This is a genomic window from Aquabacter cavernae, from assembly GCF_003993795.1.
GTDB lineage: Bacteria > Pseudomonadota > Alphaproteobacteria > Rhizobiales > Xanthobacteraceae > Aquabacter > Aquabacter cavernae.
This window is the reverse complement of sequence record NZ_RWKV01000008.1, coordinates 804,272-816,983: the sequence shown is the minus strand read 5'-3', so window position 1 is coordinate 816,983 and position 12,712 is coordinate 804,272. Positions and strand designations below refer to the sequence as shown.

Here is a 12,712-nt window from a genome sequence, read left to right as displayed (position 1 = left end):
GCTGGAACAAAACCGGGTCCGGCTTTGCACGCAGGCGCGCATTCCGCAAGGGCGGGCGGGGCGAGGGACGGGGACTGATCACCGCCGCTGTTCCCCGCCATCAGCAGAATCCATTTGTCGTCGGAGGAAAGGCGCGATAGCTCGCCAATGTCTCCACCAGCCGGTCGGCCCGACATGAACATCCTGTCGATCCAGTCCCACGTCGCTTATGGCCATGTGGGCAATTCCTCCGCCGTCTTCCCCCTGCAGCGGCTGGGCGTGGAAGTGTGGCCCATCCACACGGTCCAGTTCTCGAACCATACCGGCTATGGTGCGTGGCGCGGGCAGGTGTTCGATGCGGGCGTGATCGGGGATCTGATCCAGGGCATCGAGGAGCGCGGGCGCCTCGCGGCGTGCGACGGCGTGCTCTCCGGCTATATGGGCTCGGCCGAGATCGGCGCGGCGATCCTCGATGCGGTGGCGCGGGTGCGGGCGGCCAATCCCCGGGCGGATTATTGCTGCGATCCGGTGATCGGGGACGTGGGGCGCGGCATCTTCGTGCGGCCTGGCATTCCGGAATTCATGCGCGACGCGGCGGTGCCGGCGGCCGACATCATCACGCCGAACCAGTTCGAGCTGGAACTGCTGTCCGGCCATGAGGTGCGCAGCCGGGCCGATGCGATCGCGGCCTGCGACCTGCTCCACACGCGGGGGCCGAGGGTGATTCTCGTCACCTCCCTCCACACAGAGGAAACCCCGGCCGATTCCATCGACCTGTTCGCCTCCGGCCCGGACGGTCGCTTCATTCTCCGCACCCCCCGGCTCGACGTGTCGCTGAATGGCGCGGGCGATGCCATCGCCGCCCTGTTCTTCCTGCATTGCAAGCGTTTGGGCTCCACGGCGGGCGCGCTGGCGGCGGCGGGCGCGTCCATCTACGGGCTGCTGAAGCGCACCCATGAGGCGGGCTCGCGGGAATTGCTGCTGGTGCAGGCGCAGGACGAGTTCGTGCAGCCCACGACGCTCTTCACGCCCGAGCCCGTTTAGGGTCACAATGCGCGAAAGGGGGCTGGTTCCACCCGCGGCATGCCGGGGGCGGGCTGCTTCCCCATATCCGCAGTTTCGACCGCCGCTTCGGACGCGCCACGGCCGGGCGGCCCATGCCATGAGGGATAACGGGAAACGCCATGCCGCGCCGCTTCGTGACGCTCGACGTCTTCACCTCCCGTCCCTTCGGCGGCAATCCTTTGGCCGTGGTGCTCGATGCCGTGGGCCTTGATGACGCGGCGATGCAGCAGATCACGCGGGAGTTCAATCTCTCCGAGACGGTGTTCGTGCTGCCCCCCAAGGATCCGGCGCACCGGGCGCGCATCCGCATCTTCACCACCGCCCACGAACTGCCGTTCGCCGGCCACCCCACGGTCGGCGCGGCCGTGCTTCTGGCGCTGGAAGACAAGGCGACCAAGGGCACTTATCTGATCGAGGAGCAGATCGGCGTCGTGAAATGCGAGGTCTCCGCAGCGGACGGGGGGCCACGCAAGGGGGCCGCAACCTTCACCGTGCCGCGCCGGGCGGAGCTGGAGCCGGTGGAGATTTCCCGCCGCGACTGCGCGGACGCGCTGCATCTGGATGTGAGCGATATCGGCTTCGACGCCCACCGCCCCGTGGTGGCGTCCGCCGGCGTGCCGTTCCTGTTCGTGCCGGTGGCGAACCTCACCTCGCTGGCGCGGGCCCGGCCGGACGAGTCGGCCTTCATCCGCAGCCTCGGTTCCTATGGCGAGGCGCTCTATCTCTACACCCTCGATGAAGAGGGGGATGCGGACTTCCGCACCCGCATGTTCTCACCGGGCCTCGGCACGGAGGAGGATGCGGCCACGGGCGCTGCCGCCGCCGCCTTCCCCGCCGTTCTCATGGATGCAGAGGCGCGTGTGGAGGGGCACCACCGGGTGCGCATCGATCAGGGGTTCGAGATGGGGCGCCCAAGCCGCATCGATCTGGGCTTCCGCGTTTCAGGCGGTGCGCTGGCCGAGACTACCATCGGCGGGGCCGCCCTCGTCATCGCGGAAGGCGTGCTGCATCTGTGAAGCTCTCGCTTGTGTGAAGGCGGCGTGGGCGGACGGGGGCCTTGGAGATCGCGGCGGGAGACCTATCTCTTGTGCATCGCGGCAATCCCCCTCCGCGCCCATCCTTGAGGATTTCCATGTCCGATACCCGTCCCACGCTGTTTGACAGCTTCCGTCTGGGCGACCTCACCTTGTCCAACCGCGTCGTCATGGCGCCGCTCACCCGCAACCGCGCGGCGCCCGGCTTCCTGCCCACGGACCTGACCGCGGACTATTATGCGCAGCGCGCCTCCGCTGGCCTCCTCATCTCCGAGGCCACCCAGATTTCGCAGCAGGGCCAGGGCTATCAGGACACGCCCGGCATCTATACCGACGCCCAGGTGGCGGCTTGGCGCAAGGTGACGGACGCTGTCCATGCCAAGGGCGGGCGCATCGTGGTGCAGCTCTGGCATGTGGGACGGGTATCCCACGTATCGCTCCAGGCCAACGGCGGCGCGCCGGTGGCGCCCTCCGCCATCACGGCCAAGACCAAGACCTTCGTGAACAATGCCTTTGCCGAGACCTCCGCGCCCCGCGCCCTGGATCTCTCTGAAATCCCCGGCATCGTCGAGGATTACCGGCGCGCGGCGGCCAACGCCATCAAGGCGGGCTTCGACGGTGTCGAGGTGCATGCAGCCAATGGCTATCTCATCGACCAGTTCCTGCGGGACGGCGCCAACAAGCGCACCGATTCCTATGGCGGCTCCATCGAGAACCGCTCCCGCTTCCTGCTGGAGGTGATGGACGCGGTGATCGCGGAGATCGGTGCCGCCCGCACCGGCGTGCGCCTCTCGCCCGTGACGCCTGCCAATGACCTGACCGACAGCGATCCGCAGGCGCTGTTCAATTATGTGATGGACGAGCTGGAGAAGCGCCGCCCGGTCTATGTGCATGTGATCGAGGGCGCCACGGGCGGACCGCGCGACATCGCGCCGGGCTTCTCCTTCGAGGAGCTGCACCGCCGCTATTCGGGCGCCTGGATGGTCAATAACGGCTACGACCTCGCTTTGGCCTCCGCCGCGGTGGAGAGCGGAAAGGCCGATCTGGTCGCCTTCGGCCGCCCCTTCATCTCCAATCCGGATCTGGTGGAGCGCCTCAAGCAACAGGCCCCTCTGACTCCCCTCGATCAGGCGACGCTCTATGGCGGCGGTGCCAAGGGCTATACGGACTATCCGGTGCTGGAACCCACCGCGTGAGCGGTTCCAAGTTCCGCATTTTTCAGGTCTCCCGCCTCGATCTCCGGGTCGAGGCGGGCGGCTGGCCCGAGGCGGAGCGGCACCGGGCCGAGATCGATGCCGCCTTCGCCCGCATGTGCGCGGCCAATCCGCATCTGTGGAACGGGCGGGTGATCCTGCTGCGTGGCTATTCGGTGCAGGACGGCATGCTCGTGGGCACCTGTTTCGAGACGGATTTCGCCGCCTTCACCTGGTGGCGTGCGCGCGGCCTGGACGATCTCAGTGCCCGGAACTTTTTCGGCATGGTGGCGCTGGAAGGTGGGGATGGCGCGTTCGTCATGGGCGAGATGGGTGACCATACCGCGAGCGCCGGGGATGTTTATTTCGCGGGCGGGACGCCGGATCCGCGCGATGTGACAGACGGGGTGCTGGACCTGCGCGGCTCGGCCCTGCGCGAACTCACCGAGGAGGTGGGGCTCGATGCCGGTGAGGGCGCGGAGGAAGAAGGGTGGGATGTGGTGGAGCACGGCATCTTCTTCGCGCTGTTCCGCCGCGTCCGGTTTGCCGAAAAGGCGCAAGACCTTGCCGCGCGCATCACGCGCTTCCTGGCCAGTGAGACGCAGCCGGAACTGAAGGCCGTGCGCGTGATCGCCGGGGAGAATGATCTCGGGCTGCCCGTGGTGCCCTATGCCGCCGCCTATGCGCGCTGGCGCTTCGCCGGGGCTGTGTGAGCGGGTTGCCCGGGCTGTCGGTCGGGACGCCTCCGCGCGCCTTGTGTCCGCACGCGAATTCGTCTATCCAGCAGGCCGTAGAGCCATTTGAGAGCGAGCCACAGGCCGTGTCGTCCAATAAGACGAACAGCACCGGACACGCCCCCCGCGCCCCCTGGGTTGCGGGCAACGCTCTGATTCTGCGCGCGCTTCTTCTCCTTAGCCGCCCCTGAGGGCCGGCCGGGCGCATGCGCCTGGGCACTCAGGGGTCACCTTCGAGAACCTCGAAAGCGCAGACGGCCAGTCCCCACAGTGCGTGACGGCCGACACCCGAGAAGGACGCATCACATGACCTCCCAGGCTTCCATTCCCGCCGTTCCCGTATCCGACAAGGACCGGGTCCTGATCTTCGACACCACGCTGCGCGACGGCGAGCAGTGCCCCGGCGCCTCCATGACCTTCGAGGAGAAGCTGCAGGTCGCGGAATTGCTGGACGAGATGGGCGTGGACATTATCGAGGCGGGCTTTCCCATCGCCTCCATCGGCGATTTCGAGTCCGTGTCCGAGATCGCCCGCCGCTCCAAGAATGCGGTGATCGCCGGCTTGTCCCGCGCGGCCCTCAACGATATCGACCGCTGCGCCGAGGCGGTGAAGCATGCCCGTCGCGGGCGCATCCACACCTTCCTGTCCACCTCGCCCGTGCACATGAAGTACAAGCTCCAGAAGGAGCCCCACGAGGTGCTGGAGATGATCGTCGCTTCGGTGACGCGCGCCCGCAACCATGTGGCTGATGTGGAATGGTCGGCCGAGGACGGCACCCGCACCGAGTTCGACTTCTTGTGCCGCTGCGTGGAGGCGGCCATCAAGGCGGGCGCCACCACCATCAATATTCCCGACACCGTGGGCTACACCACGCCGGAAGAATATGCCCGCCTGTTCCGCGGCGTGCGCGAGCGCGTGCCCAATTCCGACCAGGCGGTCTTCTCCGTCCATTGCCACAACGACCTGGGCATGGCGGTGGCCAATTCACTGGCGGGCGTCGCCGGCGGCGCGCGGCAGATCGAATGCACCGTCAACGGCATCGGCGAGCGCGCGGGCAATGCGGCGCTGGAAGAGATCGTGATGGCCATCAATGTCCGCTCGGACGTGCTGGCCTACCAGACCGGCATCGACGCCACCATGCTCACCCGCGCCTCCAAGCTGGTGGCGGCGGTGACCTCCTTCCCGGTGCAGTACAACAAGGCCATCGTGGGCCGGAACGCCTTCGCCCACGAAAGCGGCATCCACCAGGACGGCATGCTGAAGCATACCCAGACCTATGAGATCATGACTCCCGAGAGCGTCGGCGTGTCGAAGACCTCGCTGGTCATGGGCAAGCATTCCGGCCGCGCCGCCTTCCGCGACAAGTTGAAGACCCTGGGCTACGAGCTGGGCGAGAACGCCCTGAACGACGCCTTCACCCGCTTCAAGGATCTCGCCGACCGCAAGAAGGTGATCTACGACGAGGACATCGAGGCGCTGGTGGACCGGGAGATCGCCGCCGCCGGGGATCGCGTGAAGCTGGTGTCCCTGTCGGTGATCGCGGGCACGCGCGGCCCGCAGCGGGCCACCATGCGCCTGGAGATGGATGGGCAGGTCTTCACCGAGGAAGCCGAGGGCAACGGCCCGGTGGACGCCACCTTCAATTGCATCAAGGCTTTGGTGCCCCACGCCGCGAAGCTGGAACTCTATCAGGTGCATGCGGTGACCGAGGGCACGGATGCGCAGGCCGAGGTGTCGGTGCGCCTGGAGGAGGACGGCAAGGCCGTGACGGCCAAGGCCGCCGATCCGGACACGCTGGTGGCCTCCGCCCAGGCTTACATCACGGCGCTGAACAAGCTCACCCGCAAGCGCCAGAGCCTGAATCCCCAGGCCGTGGCGGGCTGACACGCCTCCGGGCGCCGCCATTCACGGACCAGACAGAAAGAGGGCCGGGCATTTGCCCGGCCCTTTTCTTTAGGGCAGGGCGAAGTGGTTTTCCGGCGGACATCCGGTCATTTCTGCTGTGCGACGCCGATGACTGATGCCTTGCAATAATAAAATCGATCAAATTCCCGGCCGAATTGTGCAGCGCAATATAATTGCCCTCATGCCAAAGTTATAGCGGGCAGGGGGATTGCGGGCTTGACGAATGGCCCATCGATATTCTTGAAGTGACACATAAGCTCCACGTGATAACGGGCCATGCCAAGGCTCAGGAGGTCGTCATGAAATTCAAGCACGCGGTTTTTGCGCTTGCCGCCCTTATCGGTCTCGCCGCGCCCGCCCAGGCGCAGCAGCCTTACCCGAGCCGTCCCATCACGGTGATCGTGCCCTTCGCGGCCGGCGGCCCCACCGACACGGTGGCCCGGCTGATCGCCGAATCCATGAGCCGCACCCTCGGCCAGCAGGTGATCATTGAGAATGTGGGCGGCGCGGGCGGCACGCGCGGCGCGGGCCAGGTGGCGAAGGCCGCCCCGGACGGCTACACGCTGCTGATCCACCATATCGGCCAGGCGACCGCCGCGACCCTCTATCGCAAGCTGCCCTACAACGTGCTGACCGACTTCGAGGAAGGCGGGCTCATCACCCCCGTTCCCATGACCCTGATCGGCAAGCCGAACTTCGAGCCGAAGAATACGGCCGAGCTGATCGACTACATCAAGAAGAACAAGGAAAAGGTCACGTACGGCAATGCCGGCGTCGGCTCCGCCTCGCATCTGTGCGGCATGCTGCTCATGTCCAAGGTGGGCGCGCCCATGACCACCGTTCCCTATCAGGGCACGGGCCCGGCCATGAACGATATCATCGGCGGCCAGATCGACCTCATGTGCGACCAGACCACCAACACCACCGGCCAGATCAAGGCGGGCAAGGTGAAGGCCTATGCCGTGACCACGGACGGTCGCGTGAAGTCGCTGGGTGATCTGCCCACGCTCAAGGAGAGCGGCCTGAAGGATTTTGAAGTCACCATCTGGCACGGCCTCTATGCGCCCAAGGGCACGCCCAAGGACATCATGGACAAGCTCAACGTCGCGCTCCAGGCGGCGCTTGAAGACCCCAAGGTGATCGCCCGCTTCGCCGATCTCGGCACCGAGCCGGAGCCCAAGGAGCGCCGCAGCCGCGAGTTCCACGAGAAGTTCATTGCGGACGAGGTGGCCAAGTGGAAGCCGGTCATCGAGGCCGCAGGCGTGTATGCCGACTGACGAGCCCGCGGCGGAGCGGCCGAGCCGCTAATCTTGTCCGCCGTGTCTCTGTCCAGAGTTTCAGGCGGGTGTAGCTACACCCGCCTGTTGCATTTCCAAAGGTAAGGCGTGCTTATCGCCTGTCGGGAAAGTAGCAAAGTTCCGTTGCGGCACTGCTCTATTGTGGGCGAAGCCGCAACTTTTGTTCGACTTTCGCATGATAGTCAGTATGGTCCGTGCCCGGGTTTGAGGCCCGGTGGACGAGGCGGGCGCCCCGGCTCGCCAAAGCTCCAATAAATCTTTACCGGGGGGAGGGGGTCGATGAGTTTCATACGCAGTCCTAAGGACGTTCTTGCTGGCCTGCTTTTCATCGCGCTCGCGCTTTTGTTCGGCTGGCAGGCGCAAACTCTGCCCATGGGATCCTCCGTACGGATGGGGCCCGGCTATTTCCCGATGCTTCTTTCCGGCCTCATGGGCTTTCTCGGCCTGATCGTTTTTATCAACGGTTTCCGGTTCAAGGGCGAAGCCATTACGAGCATCGCCTGGCGTGGTCTGTTCTGCCTGACCTTCGCATCCCTTTTCTTTGGCTTCTTCCTGCGGCCCCTGGGCTTCCTGCCGACCCTCGCCGTGACGGTGTTCGTGAGCGCGCTGGGTAGCCAAAAATTCCATTTTCTGACCGCTCTCGGCATCACCGCGACGATGGTCGTGTTCTCGTGGGCTGTGTTCATCTGGGGCCTCGGCCTCCCGATCCAGCTCATCGGCCCGTGGCTCGGCGGTTATTGAGGAGGCGGGCGTGGAACTGTTCGATAATCTGGCGCTCGGCTTCTCCGTCGCCTTCACCCTTCAAAATCTTGCTTACTGCTTCATCGGCTGCCTTCTCGGCACGCTGATCGGCGTGCTGCCCGGCCTCGGCCCGGTGGCAACCATCGCCATGTTGCTGCCGCTGACCTTCGGCCTGCCGCCGGTTTCGGCCCTCATCATGCTGGCGGGCATCTATTACGGCGCCCAATATGGCGGCTCCACCACAGCCATCCTCATCAACCTGCCGGGCGAAAGCTCATCGGTGGTGACGGCGCTGGACGGGCACCAGATGGCCAAGCAAGGCCGCGCGGGCGCCGCGCTTGCAACAGCCGCGCTAGGGTCATTCTTCGCGGGCACGGTGGCCACCTTCCTGCTGGCCTTGTTCGCGCCGCCGCTGGCGGATCTCGCGCTCAAATTCGGTCCGCCGGAATATTTCGCGCTGATGGTTCTCGGCCTGATCGCCTCGGTGACACTGGCCTCCGGCTCCATCGTCAAGGCGCTGGCCATGATTGTGCTGGGCCTGCTGCTCGGCCTGTCCGGCCAGGACATCTATACCGGCACGCCGCGCTTCACCTTCGAGGTGCAGGAACTGGCTGACGGCTTCGACTTCGTGGCCCTGGCCATGGGCGTGTTCGGCATCGGCGAAATCATCCGCAACCTTGAGGATGAGAGCCAGCGCAGCCTTGTGGCGGCGAAGGTGTCCAGCCTCATGCTGACCAAGGACGAGTTCAAGCAGATCATCGCGCCGGTCCTGCGCGGCACGATTCTCGGCTCCATCCTGGGAATCCTGCCCGGCGGCGGCGCCATGCTGTCCTCGTTCGCGGCCTATTCCATCGAGAAGAAGATCTCGAAGAACCCGAAGCGGTTCGGCAAGGGCGCCATCGAGGGTGTCGCGGGGCCGGAAAGCGCCAACAATGCGGGCGCGCAGACCTCCTTCATCCCCATGCTTACTTTGGGCATTCCCTCCAACCCGGTGATGGCGCTGATGATCGGCGCGCTCATCATCCAGGGAATCACCCCCGGCCCGAACGTGGTCACCGAGAAGCCGGACCTGTTCTGGGGCGTCATCGCCTCCATGTGGATCGGCAACCTCATGCTGGTGCTGCTCAACCTGCCGCTCATCGGCATGTGGGTGCGCCTGCTGACGGTGCCCTACCATGTGCTGTTCCCGGCGATCATGGCCTTCTGCTGTATCGGCGTGTACAGCGTGAACAACAACACGTTTGACGTGTACACCATGGCGCTGTTCGGCGTCGCGGGATACGCGCTGGTGAAGCTGGATTGCGAGCCGGCGCCGCTGCTTCTGGGCTTCGTCATCGGCCCGATGCTCGAAGAGTATCTGCGCCGCGCCATGCTCATCTCGCGCGGCGACCCGATGGTCTTCGTCACGCGCCCCATCTCTGCCGTGCTGCTGGCCCTGGCCCTCATCGCTCTGGTGGTGGTGCTGCTGCCCTCGGTGAGCAAGACGCGCGAGGAAGCCTTCCGCGAATAGTCGGAGAGGGCTCGATTCGAATGGTGGGACGGGGCGGGATGGCAACATCCCGCCCCGTTTCTTTTGACGTCACCCCGAATGCGCGGGCGCAAACGGCGCTGTTTCAAGGCATCGGCGGGTGCCTGTGGATTTCTTTCGGGGCGGCTATGGACACTGCCGAAAGCCTCTGCTACACGACCACTCCTCAACGGGGCGCTGCCCCGGAGGGCGCATAGCTCAGTTGGTAGAGCAGCTGACTCTTAATCAGCGGGTCCTAGGTTCGAGCCCTAGTGCGCCCACCATTTTCCTCAAGGGGTTAAGAAAAACCCTTGAGACTTACCCGGACATTACAGGCTCCCTTCTCGGCGTTTCTGTCCGCCGCGAGCCTCCATGTGCGGGTCTGCTTGTCTCCGCTGCGATTTTCCATCTGACGGCGCGCTGATACGCCGGGCGCCGCAGCTTTCCGCTCAGCCCACTTGCGGCGGCTGAAAGGCTATGTTCGCGCGCCCGTGCCTTGACACCCGGCGGCCCTTCGGGTCTTTCTCCCCTCATGGTTCGAGGCCTCGCCCAGATTCTGCGCGCGTTTGCCCATCTGCCCCTTCGGCGGATGCTGGCCCTGTGCCTTGCCGTCTGCCTTGCTTTGTCGCCCCTCACCAATGCCTTTGCCCTCCACCATGTGGATGACGGCGATGTGGCGTCCCTGTCCGCAGGGACGGGCGATACGGCCCCGAAGCAGACGTCGGACCATGCCACCCTGCCGGCGGCCGACCATGACTGCCATTCCTGCTCCGTGGCCGTTCCCAATGCGCCGTCCACCGTTGCGGTGATGCGCATTCACGTCACCATCGATATCGCTGCGGCGAACCTGGTGGACGGCCGCGACCCCGGCGCCGAACTGCGCCCTCCCAGAGCCTGATCCTTCCGCATGTGACGCGCTGACGCTTCCGCGTCGGCCAATTCATACCCATGCCCGGAACGGATCATGTCTATTTGTGCCCTCGCGCGTGCGCTTGGGGCAGCGATCGTGCTGCTTCATGCGATCCCCGCGCTTGCCGCTTCGCCGCGGCCTCTCACGCTTTCCCAGGCTCTGTCAGCCGCTCTTGCTGCCAATCCGAGGCTGACGGTCGCTGACCGCGACATCGGAATGGCCGAGGGGCGCGGCATCCAGGCGACCCTGTTGCCCAATCCCGTCCTCTCTTTGGAGGTGGACAATGCCTTCGGCTCCGGCTCCTACCAGGGGCTGGATCTGGCCGACCAGACGCTCCAGGTGAGCCAGCTCGTGGAGCTGGGCGGCAAGCGGGAGGCGCGCATCGCCGCCGCCAATGCCGGCTCCGGCGTTGCGCGGTGGGAGCGCGAGGCGCTGCGCCTGCAGGTGCTGGCGGAAACCACCGCCGCCTTCGTGGCGGTGCTGAGCGCCCAGCGGCGGCTCGATATCCTCAAGGGGCAGGTGGGCGACATCGAGCGCTGGGCGCCGTTGCTGCGGACCCGCGTGGAGGCCGGGGCGTCTTCGCCGTCCGAGATCTCGCGCTCCCGGGTGGCCGTGGACCTCGCCCGCGTGGAGCAGGACAAGGCTCGCGCCGCGCTCCTAACCGCGCGGCGTGAGCTGGCCCTGCTCATGGGGCTCACGGAGGCGCGGTTCGCGGCGGTGACGGGCAATCTCGCCCGCCTCAATGCGCCGCCCCCGCTCGCCCGCATTCTGAAATCGGCGCAGGAAAATCCGCAGCTCACGCGCTTCACGGCGCTGAAGGCCCAGCGGAGCGCCGAGCTGAACGGGGCCCGCGCGCAGGCGGTGCCGGACGTGACCCTGGGGGTGGGCTACCGCCACTATTACGAGACCGCCGACAGCGGCGTGGTTCTCTCCCTCTCCATGCCGCTTCCGGTGTTCGACCGGAACCAGGGTTCCATCCTGGAGGCGGGCGAGGCGCTGCGCCGGGCCGAGGCCGAGGAGGCCGTGGTCCGTAGCGCGCTCATCTCCCAGGTGGGCCGCGCCTATGACGGGCTGAAGGCCGCCTATGACGAGGCGAGCCTGCTGCGCGAGAGCACGCTGCCGGAGGCGCGCGCCGCCTTCGGGGGCCTGGAGGGCGGCTATTCGGAGGGGCGCTACACGCTCCTCGAACTGCTGGATGCCCAGTCCTCTCTCACCGAGACGCAATTGCGCGAGCTGGATGCGCTCGTCGCCTACCACACCGCCCTCGCCACCCTTGAGGGGCTGACCGGGCGTCCCGTGACCTTCTCCAAAGGAAAAGCCAAATGAGCCGGCCGGCAAGACGCGATCTGGCCATGCTGCTGCTCGGCCTCGTGGCCGGTGGCGGCGTGTTCTATGCCCTCCAGGACCGCCTTCCCGCGGACCGCTCCGCCGCTTCCGCCAGCGAGGCCGGGGACGGCCATGGCGGCGGCCACGCGGAAGGCGGCGAGGAGAGCCACGGCGAAGGCGTCGTGAAACTGGACGACGCCAAGCTCGCGGCGGCGGGCATCGGCCTTGAGACAGCGGCGCCGGAAAAGCTGCGCCAGAAGCTGCGGCTGAACGGCCTCGTTCAGCCCGACCAGGACGCCATCGTCCAGGTGACCCCGCGCTTCCCGGGCATCGTGCGGGAGATCCGCAAGCGCCTCGGGGACAAGGTGAACAAGGGCGACGTGCTCGCCGTCATCGAGAGCAACCAGAGCCTCACCAGCTACGACCTCAAATCCCCCATTTCGGGGACGGTGGTGGAGCGGGGCGTGGCGCTCGGCGAATATGTGTCCGAGCAGAAGCCGGCCTTCATCGTCGCCGATCTCTCCACCCTATGGGTGGATCTGTCGGTCTACCGCAAGGACTTCGCGAAGGTCCGCCCGGGCGATGCCGTGCAAGTCGATCCCGAGGACGGGGGCGCGCCCATCGAGGGGCGGGTCATCTATGTCTCGCCCATCGGCGCCGCCGACACGCAGAGCGCGCTGGCCCGCGTCTCCATTCCCAACAGGGATATGCGCCTGCGGCCGGGCCTGTTCGCCGTGGGCACCATGGTGCTCGCGGAGAAGCCCGTGGACCTCGCGGTGCGCCTCAACGCCCTCCAGACCATCGACAATCGCGCCGTGGTCTTCGTGCGCAACGGCGATGCCTTCGAACCGCGCGACGTGGAGCTGGGCGAGCGGGACGGGGAGTGGGTCGAGGTGCTGTTCGGCCTAATGCCGGGCGATGTCTATGCCGCCCGCAACAGCTTCGTCGTCAAGGCGGAGCTCGCGAAGGGGAGCGCCAGCCATGAGCATTGAGGCGTTCCGCACGAGCGGGGAGGCGCGG

Annotated in this window: 11 protein-coding genes and 1 tRNA gene; all 12 read left to right on the top strand. The window is 66.3% G+C overall.

Annotated elements, in window-relative coordinates; genetic code table 11:
- The first annotated feature begins 174 nt into the window (after positions 1–174).
- The 12 genes from pdxY to ihpB all read left to right on the top strand — a co-directional run bounded on the left by pdxY (position 175) and on the right by ihpB (position 12,684).
- Positions 175–1,023 carry a pyridoxal kinase PdxY gene (pdxY, locus tag EJJ38_RS08490; protein ID WP_127089645.1) on the top strand — a complete coding sequence of 283 codons (849 nt, stop codon included), beginning with the start codon at positions 175–177 and terminating at the stop codon, positions 1,021–1,023.
- A gap of 140 nt (positions 1,024–1,163) precedes the next feature.
- On the top strand, positions 1,164–2,060 hold the full coding sequence (locus tag EJJ38_RS08485) for a PhzF family phenazine biosynthesis protein (protein WP_127089644.1): 897 nt from the start codon (positions 1,164–1,166) through the stop codon (positions 2,058–2,060).
- Between the two features lie 116 nt (positions 2,061–2,176).
- Positions 2,177–3,274 carry an alkene reductase gene (locus EJJ38_RS08480; RefSeq protein WP_127089643.1) on the top strand — a complete coding sequence of 366 codons (1,098 nt, stop codon included), beginning with the start codon at positions 2,177–2,179 and terminating at the stop codon, positions 3,272–3,274.
- Positions 3,271–3,984, top strand: coding sequence for an NUDIX hydrolase (locus EJJ38_RS08475; RefSeq protein WP_127089642.1), 714 nt, complete (start codon positions 3,271–3,273; stop codon positions 3,982–3,984). The genes EJJ38_RS08480 and EJJ38_RS08475 overlap by 4 nt, the downstream gene beginning before the upstream one ends.
- Positions 3,985–4,311: 327 nt before the next feature.
- On the top strand, positions 4,312–5,889 hold the full coding sequence (locus tag EJJ38_RS08470) for a 2-isopropylmalate synthase (RefSeq protein WP_127089641.1): 1,578 nt from the start codon (positions 4,312–4,314) through the stop codon (positions 5,887–5,889).
- A 320-nt stretch (positions 5,890–6,209) separates the two neighbouring features.
- On the top strand, positions 6,210–7,187 hold the full coding sequence (locus EJJ38_RS08465; protein WP_127089640.1) for a tripartite tricarboxylate transporter substrate binding protein BugD: 978 nt from the start codon (positions 6,210–6,212) through the stop codon (positions 7,185–7,187).
- 300 nt (positions 7,188–7,487) lie between these two features.
- Positions 7,488–7,949, top strand: coding sequence for a tripartite tricarboxylate transporter TctB family protein (locus EJJ38_RS08460; protein WP_127089639.1), 462 nt, complete (start codon positions 7,488–7,490; stop codon positions 7,947–7,949).
- A 10-nt stretch (positions 7,950–7,959) separates the two neighbouring features.
- Positions 7,960–9,459, top strand: coding sequence for a tripartite tricarboxylate transporter permease (locus EJJ38_RS08455; RefSeq protein WP_127089638.1), 1,500 nt, complete (start codon positions 7,960–7,962; stop codon positions 9,457–9,459).
- Positions 9,460–9,664: 205 nt separating this feature from the next.
- A tRNA-Lys gene (locus tag EJJ38_RS08450) sits at positions 9,665–9,740 on the top strand.
- 248 nt (positions 9,741–9,988) lie between these two features.
- Positions 9,989–10,354 (top strand): hypothetical protein, encoded by a 366-nt coding sequence (locus tag EJJ38_RS08445; RefSeq protein WP_127089637.1) that lies wholly within the window; start codon positions 9,989–9,991, stop codon positions 10,352–10,354.
- A gap of 66 nt (positions 10,355–10,420) precedes the next feature.
- The gene (locus tag EJJ38_RS08440; RefSeq protein ID WP_127089636.1) at positions 10,421–11,692 is read left to right on the top strand and encodes a TolC family protein; all 1,272 of its coding nucleotides are present in this window, start codon (positions 10,421–10,423) and stop codon (positions 11,690–11,692) included.
- Positions 11,689–12,684: a divalent metal ion exporter adaptor subunit IhpB gene (ihpB, locus tag EJJ38_RS08435; protein ID WP_127089635.1), complete on the top strand. Its 996-nt coding sequence runs from the start codon at positions 11,689–11,691 to the stop codon at positions 12,682–12,684. The genes EJJ38_RS08440 and ihpB overlap by 4 nt, the downstream gene beginning before the upstream one ends.
- Positions 12,685–12,712 lie beyond the last annotated feature (28 nt).